This is a genomic window from Parasutterella excrementihominis YIT 11859, assembly GCF_000205025.1.
In the GTDB taxonomy this organism is placed as follows: domain Bacteria; phylum Pseudomonadota; class Gammaproteobacteria; order Burkholderiales; family Burkholderiaceae_F; genus Parasutterella; species Parasutterella excrementihominis.
Genome location: NZ_GL883677.1, coordinates 88,451 through 104,852, shown reverse-complemented (window position 1 = coordinate 104,852; position 16,402 = coordinate 88,451). Strand labels below are relative to the sequence as shown.

Below are 16,402 nucleotides of genomic sequence, written 5' to 3'. Positions count from 1 at the left end.
CGTGCCCCTGACGCCCATCCGGTCGTCGGGAATTTTTAACCCGTTCTGATTATTTTTATCAGAGCAAACAGTTATTTACATGACCAACACTACTACCAAGCCTACCGAATCCTTTGCCGATTTGTTCGCAGAAAGCCTTGCTAAACAAGAAATGAAGCAGGGTGAAGTTATCCCCGCAGAAGTCGTCCGCGTTGACTACAACTACGTCGTTGTTAACGCCGGCCTCAAGAGCGAATCCTTCATTCCTATCGAAGAATTCAAGAACGACCGCGGCGAAGTCGACGTTAAGGTTGGCGATTTCGTTTCCGTTGCTATCGAAAGCCTCGAAAACGGATATGGCGACACAGTCCTGTCCCGCGATAAGGCCAAGCGCCTGGCTGCCTGGATGAACCTCGAGAAAGCCCTCGAAACCGGCGAACTCGTTACTGGTACTGTTACCGGCAAGGTTAAGGGCGGCTTGACTGTGATGACCAACGGCATCCGTGCATTCCTGCCGGGTTCTCTGGTTGACACACGTCCCGTTAAGGACACAACGCCCTACGAAGGCAAGACCATGGAATTCAAGGTCATCAAGCTTGACCGCAAACGCAACAACGTCGTTCTTTCTCGTCGCGCTGTTGTCGAAGCTTCCATGGGCGAAGAAAGAGCCAAACTCCTTGAAACACTCAAGGAAGGCGCTATCGTCAAGGGTATCGTTAAGAACATCACTGACTACGGTGCATTCGTTGACCTCGGCGGTATCGACGGTCTTCTGCACATCACCGACCTCGCATGGCGCCGCGTTCGTCATCCGAGCGAAGTCCTCGAACAGGGGCAGGAAATCACCGCTAAGGTTCTGAAGTTCGATCAGGAAAAGAACCGTGTTTCTCTCGGTATCAAACAGCTCGGCGAAGATCCTTGGATTGGCATCGCCCGCCGTTACCCGCAGGGCACACGTCTCTTCGGTAAGGTCACCAACATCACCGACTACGGTGCTTTCGTTGAAATCGAAGCCGGTATCGAAGGTCTTGTCCACGTTTCCGAAATGGATTGGACAAACAAGAACGTTGATCCGAAGAAAGTCGTTCAGCTTGGCGAAGAAGTTGAAGTCATGGTCCTCGAAATCGACGAAGAACGTCGTCGTATCTCCCTCGGCATGAAGCAGTGCAAACCCAATCCTTGGGAAGAATTTGCCGCTACACACCAGAAGGGCGACACAGTTAAAGGCCAGATCAAGTCCATCACCGACTTCGGTGTTTTCATCGGCCTTGAAGGCGGCATCGACGGTCTCGTTCACCTCTCCGACCTGTCCTGGACAGAACCCGGTGAAGAAGCCGTTCGCAAGTACAAGAAGGGCGAAGAACTCGAAGCAGTTGTTCTCTCTATCGACGTGGAACGTGAACGTATCTCCCTCGGTGTTAAGCAGATGAGCGGTGACCCGTTCAACAACTTCTGCTCCACACACGAAAAGGGCTCCGTTGTCACCGGTAAAGTGAAGTCCGTTGAAGCCAAGGGTGCTGTTATCGATCTCGGTAACGACACAGAAGGCTATCTGCGCGCCAGCGAAATCGGTCCGGACCGTGTTGAAGACGCTCGCAATGTTCTGAAAGAAGGCGATGAAGTTACAGCCGCGATCACCAACATCGATCGCAAAGCTCGCTCCATCCAGCTGTCCATTCGTGCTAAAGACCAGGCTGAAACTCGTGAAGCCATGGCTAAGATGGAAGAAGACGCCCAGGCCGGTACAACCAACCTCGGCGCTCTCCTGAGAGCTAAGCTCGAACAGAACAAATAATTTATAGCGAGGTTGCAATGACTAAGTCAGAACTCATTGCGCTGCTTGCCGCTGATCCGGCAGTCATCGGAAATCATCTGACCGCTCGCGATGTTGACGATGCTGTTAATTCGATTCTGAATGCTATGACTGCCGCGTTAGCACAAGGCAGCCGGATTGAAATCCGTGGCTTTGGAAGCTTTTCGCTCAATTACCGTCCGCCTCGCGTGGGCCGTAATCCGAAGAGCGGAGATACTGTCGAAGTTCCCGCCAAGATCGTGCCTCACTTCAAGGCCGGTAAGGAAATGCGTGAACGCGTAGACAAGTTGGCTGACGATTAGTCTCGGCTCGGCATAAGTTAGTTGCCCAGGCCCGGTTGTGTAAGCAACCGGGCCGCTTTTTTTTCGGTTCTGACGCAATGAGTTGTTCTAGGACAAGGCATTTGCGAATACAATGGATTATTTTTAGAGAAAGCTGCAGGTTATCCTATGGATTTTGAGCTTTGGTACCTTATATTGGTTCCGCTTCTTTTCGCGGCCGGCTGGTTTGCCCGTTCATTCGACATCAAAGAAAAACAGACGATCGCCAACGAAAAAGACACGCTGTACAAAGGCGTGGACCTTCTTCTCAGCAATAAACAGGACCAGGCCATTGATGCCTTTATCAATCTGGTCAAACTCGATCCGGATACGGTTGAAATGCATTTTTCTCTTGCGGGGCTTTTCCGCCGCCGCGGAGAATTTGACCGCGCAATCAAGATTCATAACGTCTTGGTTAACCGTGAAGATCTGCCGAAGAAGATTCGTTCCAGAGCCCTCTATGAATTGGGCGAAGACTACCTGAAGGCCGGTCTTTGGGATCGCGCCGAAGAGTGCTTCTTAAAGCTTTCTGACACCAGTGAGAGCTATAAAACGATTGCTCGCAAGGAACTTCTGCATATCTACGAAACGGAAAAAGAATGGCAGAAGGCCATTGACGAGGCCAACATTATTCAGCGTCAAAGCGGTGAAGATCAAAGCACGCGTATCGCACAGCTTTACTGCGAACTGACGCAGCAAAATCTCTACTTTAAGAATTTCAAGGGTGCGGCTGAAGCACTCGAAAAAGCCCTTAAAGTAGATCCCAACAATAAGCGCGCCCTGATTATCAAGGGCAAGATGCTCAAGGCAAAGGGCGACATCGACGGTGCCCTGGCGACATGGAAACAAGTCGGTCAGATTTCTCCTGTCTATGGAACGCTTGTTGTCGAACAGATTGCTTCTCTGCTTCTTGAAGCCGGACGCAAAGAAGAGGCCGTTAAATATTTGGAAGACTTGTTTAAGGACGGCTCTACCACCGATGAAGTCGATACCGCAGGTATTCTGCTCGGTAAAGCCGGCAACTCTAAGGAAGCCATTACGCTGATCCAGGAACATCTGAAGACTCAGCCGACCTTGGTAGCCTTTTACCGTTTAATCGATCTGCGTTTGGCCAATGAGCCTGAAAACGAATCGCTAAAGCAGCTGCATGGTTTATTGAAGAATATGCTCAGTAAAGCGGTTCGTTACAAGTGCACAAAATGCGGCTTTGCGACCCGTAAATTCCTGTGGAGATGCCCCGGATGTCATCAGTGGGAAACCTTCCCGCCGGTCCGTCAGGAAAACCTTTCAGGAAAGTAACAGGCTCGCTTGCAACCGCATAATTTGAAACAATTTCATCCAAATTTTGCGGAGCATGGCAGCATGCAATAAATGATAATTAGAGATGAAATAACAACATTTATCCAGGGATTGATCAGTAGATATGTTTAAAAGAATAGGTTTATTCCTCCTGACCAACGTAGCCGTTTTGGTTGTACTCGGAGTTGTTCTCAACATTGTTTCTGCCGTTTTCGGAATCAACTTCTCTAACGTTGCCGGGAAAGGCCAGAGCTATGGGACACTTCTGATATTTGCGGGGATTGTCGGTTTCAGCGGTTCCATCATCTCTTTGCTCATGAGCAAGACGATTGCCAAATCGACGATGGGCGTGCAGATGATTGACGTCAATCATCCGAGCACCAAACTCGAGGCTTGGCTCGTTGACACCGTTCACCATCACTCTCAGAAAGCCGGTATCCCGATGCCGGAAGTCGGTATCTATGAAGGCGAAGCCAATGCTTTCGCAACCGGCGCAACAAAGAATTCTTCCATGGTGGCTGTTTCCACAGGTCTTCTTTCCAGCATGAACAAAGAAGAAGTGGAGGCTGTCCTGGCACATGAGATCGCTCACGTTGCTAACGGTGACATGGTGACCATGACATTGATTCAGGGTGTCACCAACACCTTCGTCGTTTTCCTGTCTCGTATTATCGGTAACTTCGTGGACCGCGGCATTCTCCGCAACGAGGATGATGCTCCCGGTGTCGGTTACTACGTGACTTCCTTCATCCTTGACTTGGTTCTTGGTTTCCTGGCTTCCATGGTTGTGGCCGCTTTCTCCCGTCATCGCGAATTCAGAGCCGATGCCGGTGCCGCAAAGATCATGGGCAGCTCGACTCCGATGATCAACGCCCTGGCTCGTTTGGGCGGTGTTCCGACCGAAGAGCTTCCGGGGGCTGTCAAGGGTTTCGGTATCGCCGGTTCTATCGGCCAGCTGCTCGCTACGCATCCTTCCATTGAAGATCGTATCGTAGCTCTGCGCACACAGAACGCTCATTAATTGACAGACTGATTTCCAATCAAAAAGCCGCCGCAAGGCGGTTTTTTGTTACCCGTGTTGTCTCGTAGAGAACGAAATCGGGCTTTTTAGCAATCGTCGGAATGCTCAAAATTTGCCAATGCGACGACGATCTTTTCTCCTGAAGGAAGATCAACTTGCAGCGAGAGCTTTCCGCCAAGAATGTTCACGTATCTCACGAGATCGGACAATTTGACGTCCAAGGCGTTTCTTTCAATTTTGCTCACGGCAGACTGAGAGAGCTGAAGCTTCCTTGCGACTTCTTGTTGAGTCAAGTTCTGCTCGTATCGAAGTCTTGAGACGGCACACTGCAAAGACATCTGTCTAAATTCTGCTTTAACTTTCTTTCGGAAGGCCGGAGTTTGTGCGGAGAGATATTCTTCTAATGTAGTCATGTTCGATGCTGGCGGCAAATGAATTTTCGATAGCACATGCGAACTGAGGTGCTCATAAGAAAACAGCTCACAAATCGTGAGCTGTTTTCAAAGAGAAAGATCGGATTAACGTAGCCAGACTTTATGACCGTGTGCAAAAGCTCTGGCAACGTAAACGGCGCAAAGCCCGACAATGATACCCGAAAGTGTCAGGCCGATCGTAATGGCAGTCCAGTAACCTGCAGCGCCCATCGGAGCGGGACTTAAATAATCAGTAAAGGTAAGGATGCTTCCTAAACCCAGACCCAAGCCCCAAAGGAAGACACCGTAAATGATCATCGGCAGGAATGTGATTCGGTAGCCGCGCATGGAGAAGCTGCCGACACAGTTAACCGCGTCAAAAACGTGATAGATGGACGCAAAACCGATGAGGTAGGTACTGACCTTAATGACGTCTAAATCGCTCGTGTAGAGGCCTACAAAGAAGTATTTGCAGAAATAGAGCAGGGCAGAAACAAATACCGCTAAGCAAATGCAGAACTTAAGACATTTGTAGGTCGCCATTCTGGCGGTCTCAGGTGAATTGGCACCTAAAGACTGAGAAACCAAGACAGAAGAGGTCACACCGATGGCAAGAGGAGCCATGTAAAAGAGCGAGGTTAAGTTCGCAACGATCTGGTGCGCGGAAACGACGTCGGCGCCTAAACGAGAAATGAAAATCGTCATGAAGGTAAACGATGTCACTTCAAAGAAGGCGGAAAGACCGATCGGAATTCCGAGCTTAAGCAGGTTGGTTAAAGCCTTGCGGTTGGGCATGGAAATTCGCTTCTGGCGCATCTTGGCGTAGAAGCTGTCATAGTGCCAAATGACCCAGTAAAGGAACAAGCTCAGGAACGCATTGATGGTAGAAGAGATCGCACATCCTGCGCCTCCGAAACTCGGAATAAAGGCCCAGCCGAAGATAAAGATGTAATTGGTGACGGCTTTGACGGCCAGCATAGAGAGCGCGATCCACATTGCCACTTTGGGACGGGAAACAGCCGCGTTCATCGCCATATAAGCGCGTCCTGCCATGGCAGCCGGCAGACCGATAGCGTTGATCAGCAGGAAGTTTGTCGCAATTTCTGCAACACGACCGGTGGAGTTTGTCAGCGTCATCCACATCGGCGTATAGCACATCAGGCCCATACCGATGATGGCAAGAAGAATGGCGAGCCAAATAGTTTGGTGAAGCTCGAAGCCGATTCTTTCGTGATGTCCTGCACCGTAGTGGTGGCCGGCGATCGGAGAAAGTCCCTGCATGACGCCGACTAAAGCAACAAAGACCGAGACGGAAACGGCTAAGCCGATGGCAACAGCGGCCAAGTCGGTAGAACCAAGATGGCCGGTCATTAAAGTATCGAGTGTGGCTCCGCCGACAATGGCAACGTTGGAGATCCAAACGGGGAGCGAGAGCTTAAGAATTGCCCAATAGGAAGTATCCGGCGGTTGAAGCCGGCTCAAAATTCGAGTTGACATACCAAAAAGGCAGAAACTACTTTCTGCGAATTAAGAGGAACTTTTCGCTGCTTCTCGGACGGCCTTGGAAAACATCAACAACTTCGTAGCGAAGGTCAAGCGTGTTTTCATCGTAATCTCGGTCAACGGCACGCAGAACCCAAGGTGCGTCTGCCTGCTTATCAAAGTTGACACCGCCCCAGTAATTAAAAGCAGCGATATTGCTCAAAGTTAAATGAGAAGCACCGATCTTGTCGAGCGGAATTTTGTTTTCAACGACAACTGCTTTGAAGTTGTCGACAATCGGCTTCATAGAACGAGCTCCGTCAATCAAGTTGACGAATAAGCTCATGACGATGATCCATACCGCAGTCAGGCCGGTTCCGGCCATCCATGCGCCTCTCCAGGAGAAAACCGGGTGTTTGAACAAGCGCCAGAAGACGATTGCAATCCAAAGGACCGTGGCGGTAACGGCAAGGAAGAAGAGGAAAACGGAAGTTCCGTGCGGCTCAACCTCCGGGGCTAAACGAGTAAGGGAGAAAGCCATTTTGGCCGGAACGCCTTCTGTCCAGGCGAAGAAGTAAATCCAGACGGCAATTACGGCAAGTGTATAAATAATGCCGGAATACAAGTCCAGGAAGTTCTCGCGGCTGCGTTTAAGACTGACGACGCCGAGTGCGGCTAAAACAGACAGCGAAGGAACTAAAAAGAGCAGGGTGCTGTACAGCTCGGTTCCGGTGAAGATCACGGAGCAAAGTGCAACAACCGAGAAGGAAAGCGGAATAATCAGCGGAGCCTGACGAATCTGGTCTCTCCAGGCGTAGATGCCCCACAAAGCCAAAGGCCAAAGGGGGAAGGTCAGCCAGGAAATGTTTTTAAGCAGCCAAAGGTATTCGTCAGCCGGCAGCGGAGAAAGCACGGCAAGACTGGTAGAGATCCAGCTCTTGAACCATTCTGCGGCTTCTGCGGGGAAACAGGCAAAGACCAGGATCGGCCACAGCATTGCTGTTGCAAAGGCTATCGATAAAGTCAGCACGGCGCGTTTGGAACGGCTGGTGTAGTCAGGCGTCAGGAAAATCGCGACCCAAGCGCCGAAAAAGCACCAAAGGCCGGCTCCGGGACTGCTGGCTAAGGCAATTGCGCCGATAGAAAGTCCGGCAATAATGGAACCGCGCCACAGATATTGAAGACTTAATACGATGCCGTAGAAAGCCAAGGCAGAAAAAGCGAGCAGACAGGTAACCGGTGTCAGTTCGTGGAAAGCGGAAATGATGCCGTAGGTGCCGACAGTTAAGAGAACGGCAATATCGGCGACTAAGCGGCCGTAGTCTTTGCGAGCGGCTTCACCGCCGAAGGCAAAGCTCACGGGCTGAGCTTCATCGCGTCGGGAAAGAAGATAAGTGGAATACCAAATCGCGGCCGTGGTCACTGAAAACCACAAACCTGCGGTGATATGAAATGCCTCTACGTTTCCGAAAAGAGGTCCGAAAACCTTGATGCTGAGTGCTGCAAACCAGAAGGAAAGCGGTCCGACGTCGGAAGCCGGGAATCCGTTGACGTTCGGAAGAAGCCAGTCGGCAAAGGAACCGTTGGCCATGTTCCACGCAACACCGAACGAAATAAGCGACTTTCCGCTCCAGACATCCGTAGAAAAGAACAACGGCAGCACGAAGGCAACTAAAAGTGCAATCAATGCAGCTCTCGGAAGCTTACCGGCAGCCGAAGCGCTGACGACGGCCGGAGAGGAATGGTTACTTAACATCGAAGCAGTGTGGTTGTAGACCTGAAAGGTGCGATTTTACTAAAGAAAAGGGCAGCCCAAAAGGCTGCCCTTCGGATCAGTATGAAACTGAAAAATTATTTTTTAGCCTTAGCAGCCTTGGCAGCTTCAGCAGAAGCGTTAAGGGCAGCAGACTTAGCAGCGAATTTCTGACGGAATTTTTCAACGCGGCCGGCTTCGACGATACGTGTCTGAGCGCCAGTGTAGAAAGGATGAGATTCGCTGGAGGTATCAAGCTTAACCTGCGGATAGGTAACGCCGTCGATTTCGATGGTGTCACGAGCGTCGGCAGTAGAGCGAATAATGAAGGTCTTGCCGATGGACATATCGGTGAAGGCAACTTCACGATACTGCGGATGAATATTCGGTTTCATGTGTATTCCAAAAAATGTCGGTCGCCACCAACCTTGCGAGACCGCTCACCGTTGTGAGTCTTACGTCCGGCATGTCAGAACGTGCCTAAGTTAATAAAAACAAGGGCAAAATTATACCCAAATTTCCTTGTAAAGCAAACAGATGCCTGATTATCGGCGCATCATGGCAAAGAACTCAGCATTGTTCTTTGTCGGGCGCATCTTATCAAGCAGGAATTCCATTGCCTGGATTTCGTCCATGTCGTAGAGGAACTTTCTAAGAATCCAAATGTTCTGAAGTTCCTGCGGAGCTAGAAGCAGTTCTTCCTTACGGGTTCCGCTCTTGGCAACGTTAATGGCCGGGTAGACGCGCTTTTCAGCAAGACGTCGGTCCAGATGGATTTCCATGTTGCCGGTACCCTTGAATTCTTCATAAATCACATCGTCCATACGGCTGCCGGTTTCTACCAGAGCAGTGCCGATGATCGTGAGCGAGCCGCCTTCTTCCAGATTGCGGGCTGCACCGAGAATGCGTTTCGGGCGCTGCAGGGCGTTGGAGTCCACGCCGCCGGTGAGCACTTTGCCGGAAGTCGGGACGACAGTGTTGTAGGCGCGGGCCAGACGAGTAATGGAGTCAAGAAGGATGACAACGTCTTTCTTGCTTTCAGCCAGGCGTTTGGCTTTTTCGATGACCATTTCTGCAACCTGAACATGGCGGGTAGCCGGTTCATCGAAGGTAGAGGCAATGACTTCACCTTTGACGGAACGTTCCATTTCCGTCACTTCTTCCGGACGTTCGTCGATCAGAAGGACCATCAAGATAACGTCCGGATAGTTGGCTGTAATCGCGTGAGCGATGTGCTGCATTAAAACGGTCTTACCGGACTTCGGAGAGGCAACCAGCAGAGCACGCTGACCTTTACCGATCGGAGCGAGGATGTCGATCAAACGACCGGTGAGGTTCTCGTCGCCCGAGATATTGCGTTCGAGTTTGAGCGGCTGGTTCGGGAAAAGCGGAGTCAGGTTTTCGAAGAGAATGCGGTGTTTAAGAGCTTCGGGAGGAAGACCGTTAACTTTGTCGACTTTGACTAAAGCAAAATAACGCTCGCCGTCTTTCGGAATGCGGACTTCACCTTCAACCGTGTCACCGGTATGAAGATTGAAGCGGCGGATCTGAGACGGAGAAATGTAAATATCTTCCGTGCTGGCTAAATAAGAAGAAACCGGAGAGCGAAGGAAACCGAATCCGTCAGGAAGGATTTCCAAAGTTCCGTCACCGAAAATCTGTTCGCCGGCTTTCGCACGTTTCTTCAAGATAGCGAACATGAGTTCCTGCTTGCGAAGGCGGCTGGCGTTATCAACATCGAGCTCTAAAGCAATATCGAGAAGCTCGGAGACGTGCTTGGATTTAAGGTCGGATAAATGCATAGGAAATGAAGCTCTTGCAAATAAGGATTACACAACAATCCCAAGCGAAGAGATTTAAATAAAAGAGGAAAGAAGAATTAAGGGAGGAAGGAAGCAACGGTTCGATAAAGAGGAAATCGAACCGTTGTAGAGCAAAATTAGATGAAGTTCTTGAGGAATTCAGAGAACTGAGCGGAATTCATAGCGCCGGCCTGCTGAGCCTGGAGCTGACCGTCTTTGTAAACGGCAAGAGTCGGAATACCGCGAACGCCCAGCTGAGAAGCAACATCCTGGCACTCATCAACGTTGTATTTAACGATCTGAACGCCGTCGGGAAGGGTTTCGGCAGCTTTTTCAAGAACCGGTCCGAGCATGCGGCAGGGACCGCACCAGGGAGCCCAGAAGTCAACGACCACCACACCTTTTTGATTCAGGACGTCGTCAACAAAGCTGGCGTCTGTAACTTGTTTCAAGGCCATTTTTTAAATTACCTCCAATTATTGATTCCCTGGAACCGAAATCGGCTCCAACGGATGATGGGATACTATCACCGAGAGCTTTCAGGGCTTAACTAACAACCCCAAAAAGGTGAAACTCATGCTGGATTTTTGTAACTATACACATTTGAAGCAACCTTGAGGGCGTGTGTGTGCAACGTTAGATATTAACAATGTGTGAAAACTTCTTAGAACGTTGAGCGGACAAGGAAGGAAAAGCTAAGCGGGTGCAGGCCGGAGTTTTGAAAACGATCCAAATAAGCAGAACTAAAAAGCGCCGCGCAGAAACTACTTTCCGGAGCGACGCTCGTTTGACTATTGGACAAGGTTAATTTTTAGCAAACGCATACCCTTTTCGGAAAATCTTTCCTGTGTAATCGACTTTCACAAGAATGTGTTTGCTTTCAATCTGAATTTTTTCAACAACAGGTTCTTTCTGAACAAAGGCTGTTTTTTGAATTTCAAATTTACCCTGGGCGTAGGCGGCAGGATCCCAACGACCAATAAATTTAGCATTGGCCGTGCCGGAGAACGCGAGCATAAGGGCGATGAATGGAACGCTGAATCTAATCATTTTCTCCTCCTTTTCTTATAGTTAGTTCATCTTACCACTCTGAATCGTGAAAAAGGCTCTCTATTTCAGTTTCATTTTCTTTGCTGGCGCAGAATTCAAATTCATATATAATTCGTAGCCGGCGAGCCCCCTCGCATGTGAATGTCGTGAATCTGGTCAGGTCGGGAACGAAGCAGCCATAGCGAAACTAGCAGTGCCGAGGTGTGGTTCGCCTTTCCTTTTCAATAAGGTGCTCAAATGGATAACTTCAATATTCGCAATGCTCGTCCTCAAGATTGCCCGGTTATTGCCGAACTTATCCGCGGATTGGCCCATTACGAAAAACTTGACGACCAGTGTCAGGTCACTCCCGAACTCCTTGAAAAATGCCTTTTCGGAGACAAACCCGAATGTTATGCCGTAGTTGGCTGGCTGACGGGAAAAAACGGAACAGAAAAACCGGTAAGCTTTGCGCTTTATTTCTATAACTTCTCTACCTTCCTTGCGCGCAAGGGTCTCTACTTAGAAGATATTTTTGTACTTCCTGAATACAGACACCGCGGCATCGGCAAGAAGATGATGAATTATTTGGCGGCCAAAGCTGTGGCTGACGGATGCGGCCGATTTGAGTGGTCTGTTCTGGATTGGAATCAGCCGGCAATTGATTTCTATGAAAGCATCGGCGCTACTGTTATGCAGGAATGGCGTATTTGCCGTCTGACCGGTGAAAAACTTGAGCAATTTGCTCAAAAAGCACTTGCAAAATAAAGAGTTTAAAAAGTAGAAGGGCGCCCATAGCGGCGCCCTGTATTATATCTACAGCCTCTTACGGCTTAGCTCAAAGGTCCGGATGAATCGGAGAGTGTTTGGCCGACTTCTTTGACGTAAAGAAGTATTTCCTAACTCGATGACGAATAGGACAATCCGAGCAGAATTGAGATAGGATTATCCTCATGCTTAAAAGCTCGATAACGGGAGAACAGCTCTCCGCATAATCGGCTGAACAACATATTTCGGAATAGCCTAATGTCATACCAAGTTTTGGCACGCAAGTGGCGGCCTCATGATTTTTCTTCTTTGCTCGGACAGGATCACGTTGTTCGAGCTCTGACGCATGCTCTGACGGAAAATCGGCTGCACCACGCCTATCTTTTTACCGGCACGCGAGGAGTTGGAAAAACCACAATCTCCAGAATTCTTGCTAAATGCCTAAACTGTGTCGGGCCGGACGGGAAAGGCGGCATCACAGCAGAGCCTTGCGGAGTGTGCGAGGCTTGTCGCGCGATTGATGAAGATCGTTTCGTAGATTACATCGAAATGGACGCGGCTTCGACCCGCGGTATTGACGACATGGTTTCGCTTTTGGAAAGAGCCAAATATGTTCCGACGAATGCCCGCTTTAAGGTCTACATGATCGACGAAGTTCACCAGCTGACTTCCGCGGCATTTAACGCCATGCTTAAGACTTTGGAGGAACCGCCCGAATACGTCAAATTTATTTTGGCCACAACGGATCCTCAAAAGGTGCCGGTTACGGTTCTTTCTCGTTGTTTGCAGTTCAATCTGAAGAGTTTGTCTCCTCAGCTTATTTCCTCCCATATGGCAGAGCTTCTAGAGAAAGAACAAATTTCTTTTGAGAAGCCGGCTCTTAGAATGCTTGCTTCGGGAGCGAGAGGCTCCATGCGCGACGGACTTTCCCTCCTGGACCAGGCAATCGCCTACAGTGCAGGTAATGTTACATTGGAGTCAGTGCGCGAGATGCTCGGTACGATTGACTCGACGACACTGATTCGTTTGCTCGGCGCCTTGGCCAACCATGAGCCGAAAGAGATCATGAAGGTGGCCGACGAAATCGGTGCCCGCAGCTTGTCTTATACGCAGGCGATGAAGGATTTGGCCGTTCTGCTGCACCGCATTGCGATGGCGCAGCAGCTGCCGGAAATTCTGACCGATGAAGAACCTGACGCGCCCGAACTCCGTCAATTGGCGAGCGTGTTTTCTCCGGACGAAGTCCAGCTCTTTTATCAGATTGCGATTCATGGACGCAACGATATGGCGCTGGCACCCGATGAGTATGCAGGTTTCACAATGGCGCTTCTGCGCATGCTGGCGTTTGCTCCTTTAGAAGGAAAGATGCCGAAAAGCCTGCCTGCTGCTGTAACGCATAAAGAAGAGGCACCAGCCCTCCCAAAAACTGAGCCGGCTAAGACTGAGCTGCCGGCGCAGCAAAAAGCTCAGTCAGTAGATACTCAGCCGAAAGCTCCTGAAGCTCCGGCGGCTTCTGCAAAACCGGTTTTATCCACACAGGAGCTGGAAGGCATTCCCTGGGATCACAGTATTGCGACAGGCAAACCCGTCTTCGTTCCTCAAGGTTCGGAGTCCGCAGTTCCCAACTTAAAGAAGAAAGCGGCCGAAAAGTCAAAACCGGCAGCAGCGGCTCCGGCGGCAAAAGAAGTCAACCCTCAGCCGAAGGCGCCGGAAGCTGAGCCTTTTCCTCCGGAAATAGCAGCCGCTCCTGCTATCCCTTCGATCGACATGCCGGATGACGATGCGCCGTGGGTTCCGGAGACTGACAGCGTCCCCCCCGATGACCTCGATTGGATGGCGCCTCCGGCTTGGCCCGAAGAATATTCAGAAGAAGCCGGGGTCTCCGTGCTCCCGCCCGCTCCTCAGGAAAAGCAGAAGGAATATATTCCCGCTGAACCCGTTCAGATGAACGCGTGGCTTGAAGCCGCAGAAAAGATTCATTTGGATCCGGCGTCTCAGCCGTTAGTGACCAGCGCCGAGCTGGAGAGTTTCGACGGTCAGAATATGAAGCTCACCGTGGATTTGGAAAAACTGACAGCGCACGATATGGTTGCTAAACTTGCGGCCGAACTAAAGAAGGTTCTTGGGAGCGATGTCCTCGTCACAGTGACGACGGCACCCTCGAAATACCAGAATCTTCGTACGCTTTACGCTCAGAGATTTTTAGCAGAAAAGCAGAAAAAGCTCTCCGAGCTGAAGAAAGACAAAAGAATTCTTTCTTTCATGAAGGTCTTTAACGTCGAGCCGAAGGCAGAAGACTTGGACCTTTTAGATAAAGAAGGCAAAGTTAGAACAATTTAAATTTAAGAGGAATCAAAATGAAAGGATTTGGCGGAATGGGTCAGATGGGCCAGATGATGAAACAGGCTCAGATGATGCAGATGAACATTCAGAAAGCCCAGAAAGAGCTCGAAACTATTGAAGTCACCGGTGAAGCCGGCAACGGTATGGTTAAAGTTACGATGACCTGCAAGAACGTCTGCCGCCGCGTCATGATCGACGACAGCCTTGTCGGTGCCGATGCTGACCGCGAAATGCTCGAAGACCTCCTTCTGACGGCAATCAACGATGCTTCCAAGAAGGTCGAAGCCGAAACCAATGCCAAGATCAGCAAGGCAACCGGTGGTATGAAACTCCCGTTCTAATTCAATGGAACAAATCGGAGCAATTGCCGAACTGATAGATGCGCTGAAGAAGCTTCCCGGAGTCGGTCCGAGAGCTGCTCAGCGCATTGCTTATCAGCTGCTAAACGGCGACAGAAGTGATGCGAACCGTCTCGGAGAGGCCCTCTTAAAGGCCACTAAGACGGTGCATCGCTGTGCCCGCTGCAACAATCTGACCGACGGCGAGCTGTGCAGCTACTGCTCTTCTCATAACCGCGATGACTCTCTGCTTTGTATTGTTGAGAGCGTTGCTGATTTGATGGTGATTGAGCAGAGCCTTTCTTATCACGGCCGCTACTTTATTCTGATGGGACGCCTGTCCCCGTTAAACGGCGTCGGACCCCACGAAATCGGCTTGGACAAGCTGTTGGAACGAGCCGGTGAACCCGAAGTCAAAGAAGTTATCATTGCAACTTCTTTCACCGCAGAAGGAGAGGCCACTGCCTTTGCCGTCTCGGAACTTCTCTCCAAACACTATCCCCAATTAAAACTCACGCGCATTGCAAGAGGCGTTCCTGCCGGAGCCGAAATTGAATACACGGATGTCAACACCGTGGCGCAGGCAATGCTCAATAGACGTGTTCGTGAAAGCGACTAAAACGCTTTCTTTTCGATTCGAGCAAAAATTTTTCTTCTAAGTGTTATTACTTAGTTAGATTTCCGCACAAACGAGATTTAGGCGGTATTCTTTATCTGTAACTCAATTTTACAAACGGAAGAAAAGTGACGAATACAACAGGCAACCGAAACAACACTCCGGCAATCCCGGGGTTTGCGGCTGTTTGCGTCCTTTCTCTTAACGGTCTTAGCTTGGCTTTGGGCTTGCTGCGATTGCGCCTTAATGTCGGCTAGGACTGTTTTTGTATATATCGTTTCTTATCAACTAAATTCGTAGTTCAAAGACGGTCCGCCAAGCGGGCCTTTTTTATTATTGGGGAATAAAAATGAATAAATTCACACGCCGTACCGTCATCGCAGCTGCCTGTGCTGCTGCAGCTATGACTTTCGGGCCGATGTCCTTTGCTCAGCAAGCACCGGAAAAGAAAGACGTGACGATTGCCGTGGGCGGTAAGAGTCTTTACTACTATCTGCCTCTTTCTATCGCTGAACAGCTCGGCTACTTCAAAGACGAAGGTCTGAATGTCAAGATTGTTGACTTCCAGGGCGGCTCCCGTTCGCTTCAAGCAGTTGTGGGCGGCAGTGCAGACGTTGTCTCCGGAGCCTTTGAACATACCATCTCCATGCAGGCTAAAAAGCAGCCCATGACCGCCTTTGTTCTGCAGGGCCGTGCGCCTCAGCTGGCTCTCGTTGTCTCCAACAAGACAATGAAAGACTACAAACAGCTGAGCGATCTGAAGGGCAAGAAAGTCGGTGTAACCGCTCCGGGCTCTTCTTCTCAGATGGTTGCCAACTTCATCCTCAAGAAGGGCGGCCTCGGACCTAAGGACGTTGCTTTCATCGGTGTCGGTTCTTCTTCCGGCGCAGTTTCTGCCATCAGAAGCGGCCAGATTGATGCCTTAATTAACCTTGATCCGGTTATCACGATTCTTCTGAAGAACGGTGACGCCAAGCTCGTTGCCGACACCCGTAAAGTTAAAGAATCCGAAAGCTTCTTCGGCGGCACGATGCCTGCCGGCTGCCTCTACGCACCGGTTTCTTTCATCGAAAAGAATCCCCAGACTGTTCAGGCTCTGACCAACGCCATCGTCCGTGCTGACGAATGGCTCTCCAAGGCCACTCCGGAAGAAGTTGCCAAGGTTGTTCCGGCTTCCTACTTAATGGGCAACCGTGACATTTATCTTGCCGGTTTCGAAGGCAACCGTGACGCTCTGTCTCCGGACGGACGCTTCCCGGACGGCTGCGCCAAGATTTCTCTAGGCGCCCTTCAGACCGTGAACGATAAGATCGACCCTGCCAAGATTGATTTAACCAAGGTTTATACCAATAAATTTGTTGATGAAGCCTTAAAGAAATATCCGGCTAAATAAATAAAATAAGAGGCGGAGCCTAGGCGCTCCGCC

16 protein-coding genes, 1 other RNA gene and 1 pseudogene are annotated in these 16,402 nt (G+C 50.2%); 11 read left to right on the top strand and 7 right to left on the bottom strand.

Translation table 11 applies throughout. The features are described 5' to 3' along the window. Nucleotides 1-79: 79 nt before the first annotated feature. The 4 genes and pseudogenes from rpsA to htpX all read left to right on the top strand — a co-directional run bounded on the left by rpsA (nucleotide 80) and on the right by htpX (nucleotide 4,432). Nucleotides 80-1,774, top strand: coding sequence for a 30S ribosomal protein S1 (gene rpsA / locus HMPREF9439_RS01200; protein WP_008810807.1), 1,695 nt, complete (start codon nucleotides 80-82; stop codon nucleotides 1,772-1,774). Nucleotides 1,775-1,791: 17 nt separating this feature from the next. Continuing rightward, a pseudogene (locus HMPREF9439_RS01195) lies at nucleotides 1,792-2,076 on the top strand (integration host factor subunit beta); the annotation flags it as partial. Between the two features lie 165 nt (nucleotides 2,077-2,241). Further along, the gene (locus HMPREF9439_RS01190) at nucleotides 2,242-3,411 is read left to right on the top strand and encodes a lipopolysaccharide assembly protein LapB (protein ID WP_008810809.1); all 1,170 of its coding nucleotides are present in this window, start codon (nucleotides 2,242-2,244) and stop codon (nucleotides 3,409-3,411) included. 124 nt (nucleotides 3,412-3,535) lie between these two features. Next, nucleotides 3,536-4,432, top strand: a complete 897-nt coding sequence (gene htpX / locus HMPREF9439_RS01185; protein WP_008863394.1) for a protease HtpX — start codon at nucleotides 3,536-3,538, stop codon at nucleotides 4,430-4,432. An 86-nt stretch (nucleotides 4,433-4,518) separates the two neighbouring features. On the opposite strand, the gene HMPREF9439_RS01180 is transcribed toward htpX, so the two are convergent. The 7 genes from HMPREF9439_RS01180 to HMPREF9439_RS01150 form a co-directional block, all read right to left on the bottom strand. Further along, entirely contained in the window at nucleotides 4,519-4,845 is a 327-nt protein-coding gene (locus HMPREF9439_RS01180; protein ID WP_008863393.1) for a helix-turn-helix domain-containing protein, read from the bottom strand. A 105-nt stretch (nucleotides 4,846-4,950) separates the two neighbouring features. Next, nucleotides 4,951-6,342, bottom strand: coding sequence for an MATE family efflux transporter (locus tag HMPREF9439_RS01175; protein ID WP_008863392.1), 1,392 nt, complete (start codon nucleotides 6,340-6,342; stop codon nucleotides 4,951-4,953). 16 nt (nucleotides 6,343-6,358) lie between these two features. After that, complete coding sequence (locus HMPREF9439_RS01170; RefSeq protein WP_040603340.1) at nucleotides 6,359-8,083, bottom strand: ArnT family glycosyltransferase; 1,725 nt, start codon at nucleotides 8,081-8,083, stop codon at nucleotides 6,359-6,361. A gap of 95 nt (nucleotides 8,084-8,178) precedes the next feature. Next, a complete protein-coding gene (locus HMPREF9439_RS01165; RefSeq protein ID WP_008810814.1) occupies nucleotides 8,179-8,475 on the bottom strand; it encodes a type B 50S ribosomal protein L31 in 297 nt (98 codons plus the stop codon). A 150-nt stretch (nucleotides 8,476-8,625) separates the two neighbouring features. Further along, the gene (rho, locus tag HMPREF9439_RS01160) at nucleotides 8,626-9,882 is read right to left on the bottom strand and encodes a transcription termination factor Rho (RefSeq protein WP_008810815.1); all 1,257 of its coding nucleotides are present in this window, start codon (nucleotides 9,880-9,882) and stop codon (nucleotides 8,626-8,628) included. A 137-nt stretch (nucleotides 9,883-10,019) separates the two neighbouring features. After that, nucleotides 10,020-10,340, bottom strand: coding sequence for a thioredoxin (trxA, locus tag HMPREF9439_RS01155; RefSeq protein ID WP_008810816.1), 321 nt, complete (start codon nucleotides 10,338-10,340; stop codon nucleotides 10,020-10,022). A gap of 346 nt (nucleotides 10,341-10,686) precedes the next feature. Further along, the gene (locus HMPREF9439_RS01150; protein ID WP_008810817.1) at nucleotides 10,687-10,932 is read right to left on the bottom strand and encodes a hypothetical protein; all 246 of its coding nucleotides are present in this window, start codon (nucleotides 10,930-10,932) and stop codon (nucleotides 10,687-10,689) included. Nucleotides 10,933-11,052: 120 nt separating this feature from the next. Between HMPREF9439_RS01150 and ffs the strand changes: the two genes are divergently transcribed. From ffs to HMPREF9439_RS01125, 7 genes are all read left to right on the top strand, one after another. Further along, an RNA gene (gene ffs, locus HMPREF9439_RS12855) (signal recognition particle sRNA small type) lies at nucleotides 11,053-11,148 on the top strand. 21 nt (nucleotides 11,149-11,169) lie between these two features. Continuing rightward, entirely contained in the window at nucleotides 11,170-11,679 is a 510-nt protein-coding gene (locus HMPREF9439_RS01145) for a GNAT family N-acetyltransferase (RefSeq protein WP_008810818.1), read from the top strand. 258 nt (nucleotides 11,680-11,937) lie between these two features. Next, the gene (dnaX, locus tag HMPREF9439_RS01140) at nucleotides 11,938-14,019 is read left to right on the top strand and encodes a DNA polymerase III subunit gamma/tau (RefSeq protein WP_008863389.1); all 2,082 of its coding nucleotides are present in this window, start codon (nucleotides 11,938-11,940) and stop codon (nucleotides 14,017-14,019) included. A 35-nt stretch (nucleotides 14,020-14,054) separates the two neighbouring features. After that, nucleotides 14,055-14,363 carry a YbaB/EbfC family nucleoid-associated protein gene (locus HMPREF9439_RS01135; protein WP_204901988.1) on the top strand — a complete coding sequence of 103 codons (309 nt, stop codon included), beginning with the start codon at nucleotides 14,055-14,057 and terminating at the stop codon, nucleotides 14,361-14,363. Nucleotides 14,364-14,367: 4 nt separating this feature from the next. Beyond that, nucleotides 14,368-14,979, top strand: coding sequence for a recombination mediator RecR (gene recR / locus HMPREF9439_RS01130; RefSeq protein WP_008810821.1), 612 nt, complete (start codon nucleotides 14,368-14,370; stop codon nucleotides 14,977-14,979). A gap of 125 nt (nucleotides 14,980-15,104) precedes the next feature. Next, nucleotides 15,105-15,233, top strand: a complete 129-nt coding sequence (locus HMPREF9439_RS13535; RefSeq protein WP_008863388.1) for a hypothetical protein — start codon at nucleotides 15,105-15,107, stop codon at nucleotides 15,231-15,233. A 92-nt stretch (nucleotides 15,234-15,325) separates the two neighbouring features. Further along, nucleotides 15,326-16,369, top strand: coding sequence for an ABC transporter substrate-binding protein (locus HMPREF9439_RS01125; RefSeq protein ID WP_008810822.1), 1,044 nt, complete (start codon nucleotides 15,326-15,328; stop codon nucleotides 16,367-16,369). Nucleotides 16,370-16,402 lie beyond the last annotated feature (33 nt).

Coding starts and splice junctions, on each gene's coding strand:
- HMPREF9439_RS01150 (WP_008810817.1), bottom strand. CDS start 10,932: ATGATTAGATTCAGCGTTCCATTCATCGCCCTTATGCTCGCGTTCTCC.
- HMPREF9439_RS01145 (WP_008810818.1), top strand. CDS start 11,170: ATGGATAACTTCAATATTCGCAATGCTCGTCCTCAAGATTGCCCGGTT.
- HMPREF9439_RS01170 (WP_040603340.1), bottom strand. CDS start 8,083: ATGTTAAGTAACCATTCCTCTCCGGCCGTCGTCAGCGCTTCGGCTGCC.
- HMPREF9439_RS01135 (WP_204901988.1), top strand. CDS start 14,055: ATGGGTCAGATGGGCCAGATGATGAAACAGGCTCAGATGATGCAGATG.
- HMPREF9439_RS01190 (WP_008810809.1), top strand. CDS start 2,242: ATGGATTTTGAGCTTTGGTACCTTATATTGGTTCCGCTTCTTTTCGCG.
- HMPREF9439_RS01125 (WP_008810822.1), top strand. CDS start 15,326: ATGAATAAATTCACACGCCGTACCGTCATCGCAGCTGCCTGTGCTGCT.
- HMPREF9439_RS01175 (WP_008863392.1), bottom strand. CDS start 6,342: ATGTCAACTCGAATTTTGAGCCGGCTTCAACCGCCGGATACTTCCTAT.
- rho (WP_008810815.1), bottom strand. CDS start 9,882: ATGCATTTATCCGACCTTAAATCCAAGCACGTCTCCGAGCTTCTCGAT.
- dnaX (WP_008863389.1), top strand. CDS start 11,938: ATGTCATACCAAGTTTTGGCACGCAAGTGGCGGCCTCATGATTTTTCT.
- recR (WP_008810821.1), top strand. CDS start 14,368: ATGGAACAAATCGGAGCAATTGCCGAACTGATAGATGCGCTGAAGAAG.
- HMPREF9439_RS01165 (WP_008810814.1), bottom strand. CDS start 8,475: ATGAAACCGAATATTCATCCGCAGTATCGTGAAGTTGCCTTCACCGAT.
- rpsA (WP_008810807.1), top strand. CDS start 80: ATGACCAACACTACTACCAAGCCTACCGAATCCTTTGCCGATTTGTTC.
- trxA (WP_008810816.1), bottom strand. CDS start 10,340: ATGGCCTTGAAACAAGTTACAGACGCCAGCTTTGTTGACGACGTCCTG.
- HMPREF9439_RS01180 (WP_008863393.1), bottom strand. CDS start 4,845: ATGACTACATTAGAAGAATATCTCTCCGCACAAACTCCGGCCTTCCGA.
- htpX (WP_008863394.1), top strand. CDS start 3,536: ATGTTTAAAAGAATAGGTTTATTCCTCCTGACCAACGTAGCCGTTTTG.